Annotated in this window: 3 protein-coding genes and 1 pseudogene; all 4 read left to right on the forward strand. The window is 72.3% G+C overall.

Features of this window, described 5'->3' with window-relative positions; genetic code table 11:
- A partial coding sequence (locus AC2W7C_RS18035; RefSeq protein WP_486002589.1) for a DUF1674 domain-containing protein occupies positions 1–105 on the forward strand: 105 nt, incomplete at its 5' end.
- 58 nt (positions 106–163) lie between these two features.
- The gene (locus tag AC2W7C_RS18040; protein WP_486002587.1) at positions 164–601 is read left to right on the forward strand and encodes a hypothetical protein; all 438 of its coding nucleotides are present in this window, start codon (positions 164–166) and stop codon (positions 599–601) included.
- Positions 602–726: 125 nt separating this feature from the next.
- Entirely contained in the window at positions 727–942 is a 216-nt protein-coding gene (locus AC2W7C_RS18045) for a hypothetical protein (protein WP_486002588.1), read from the forward strand.
- Between the two features lie 38 nt (positions 943–980).
- Positions 981–1,341: pseudogene (locus tag AC2W7C_RS18050) on the forward strand (hypothetical protein); the annotation flags it as partial.

Consider the following 1,341-nt stretch of genomic DNA (forward strand, 5'->3'; position numbering starts at 1 on the left):
GCCTCGGCCGCGCCGGAGCGGGCGACCGAGCACGGCGGGCCGCGCGGGCCGGAACCGACCCGCTACGGCGATTGGGAGAAGAAGGGGCTGGCGGTCGATTTCTGACGGTCGGCGAACGAAGGCGGGCGAACGGCGTTAACCTCGCCGTCCAGGAGACCCGCCGATGATCCGCCCTTTCGCCGCCGCCATGGCCCTCTCGCTTCTGGCCGCCGCGGCCGCCGCCTCCGCCCAGTCCTATGCGCCCTCCTGGGGTCAGCCGATCTATCTCGACGCCTGGGGCCGGCCGGTTGGCGGTTCGCCGCTGTCCGAGGTGGAGACCCGCGCCTATGCGGAGACCGGCCGTTGGGCGGACGGTTCTCACGAGCGGTCCTACGTCCATGTGCCCGGCCGGGCGTCGGCCCATGGGCGCGGTCATCACCGATACGACCGGGGCTATCGGTACGGACCGGCCGGGGCCGTCCACGCTCGGCGGCCCTATCCCGGCTATCGCGACGACTGGGGCTATCAGGACGATCGCCCCCGGCCGGGACGGCAGGGCTATGTCGGCCGTCGCGGCCGGGAATCGTGCGACTGCGCGGACGTCTATCCGCACGACCGCTGAGCCGGCGGCAGGGTTAATTTCGACGCTGGCCGGGGAATCTCCGCCGCCGGTCTCCCCCCTGCGGTGCAAGGCCGGGCCTTCTGGCGCTGCAGAGCGATAACGGCCCCTGAAACGGAGTCGGTGACATGCGCATGCTCACAGCCGCGGCCGGAGCGGCCGTCCTGATCCTGGCGGCGACGCCCGCCCTGGCCGGCGGGCCCCGCGGCGGCGGCCATCATCCGCAGCCGCCCGCGCCCTGCTGCCGCGGCGGCGGCAACACCAACGTCAATGTGAACGTCAACGCCCAGGCTCGCGCCTCGGCCTATGCGTCCGCCGGATCCTACCTCAACGCCCGCACCTAGACGTCGGATCGTTCCGGGGCGGCGGCCACGGCGGGGGCGTGATCTACGTCGGCGGCGGCTACGCCGGCGACGGCGGCGGCTATCTGGGCGGCCCGGTCTATTACAACGAGCGGGCGCTGGCGGGCCCGGCCTGCCCCTCGGCGCCGTTCGGCTACATCGTCACCGGCTTCGGTCGCGACGACCATCGCCCGTCGTGGTGCGGCTATCGCTACGACGACCGCGGCCGGGACCGGGGCGGCCGCTACGGCTACAGCGAGCGGCGGGATTCGTACGGCGAGAGCCGCTACTCATCCTATGAGTCCTACGAAGAGTACGAAGAATACGAAGAGTACGGGGCGGCCGCTACTACGAGGACCGCGACGCCTCCTACGGCGACGACTACGACCGGGGGCGATTGCC

The organism is Brevundimonas sp. CURTG3B2_SDJG (genome assembly GCF_057364705.1).

Excerpts from the sequence above, each read along its gene's own strand:
- AC2W7C_RS18040 (WP_486002587.1), top strand. The coding sequence starts at position 164 with ATGATCCGCCCTTTCGCCGCCGCCATGGCCCTCTCGCTTCTGGCCGCC.
- AC2W7C_RS18045 (WP_486002588.1), top strand. The coding sequence starts at position 727 with ATGCGCATGCTCACAGCCGCGGCCGGAGCGGCCGTCCTGATCCTGGCG.